Genomic DNA, 426 nt, shown 5'->3' with positions numbered 1-426 from the left:
CTTCTCCCATCAACTTGAGCAAGGACTTCACCGTGGTGGCCCGGAGCGCTGGCATGTCCACCGGATGCAGGAGCACGACGTCCGCTCCGGCCTCCATCGCCGCGTCCAACCCCACCTTCACCGAGGCCATCTGGCTGTCCTTCCACTGCTCGGACTCCACCAGGTCCAGCCCCGGATGCTGCTCGCGCACGGCCTCAGCATCCTTCCCCACCACACCCAGCACCTGACAGCTCGCCTTGCCAAAGGTCGACGCCAGCGACTGAAGGAAGCTCTTGTCGCCTTCGTGCAGGATGAGCGCCTTGGGGTGGGCCATCCGCCGGGCCTCGCCCGATGCGAGGATGATCGCCACTGCCTTCATACCAAGCCTCCTCCGTCCCCCGGGGAATCGAGTGCCAGCTGGCCCGGGGCCACCGGGAACAGGCTGTG

At 66.7% G+C, this 426-nt stretch carries 1 protein-coding gene; it reads right to left on the bottom strand.

The features are described from left to right. Positions 1 to 358: nucleotidyltransferase family protein (locus tag G4D86_RS51915; RefSeq protein WP_164003117.1), on the bottom strand; the 358-nt coding region annotated here is incomplete at its 3' end. Positions 359 to 426 lie beyond the last annotated feature (68 nt).

This window comes from Pyxidicoccus caerfyrddinensis (assembly GCF_010894405.1).
GTDB lineage: Bacteria > Myxococcota > Myxococcia > Myxococcales > Myxococcaceae > Myxococcus > Myxococcus caerfyrddinensis.
Note: the sequence above shows the minus strand (reverse complement) of the source record. Positions and strands in the feature narration are given on the sequence as shown.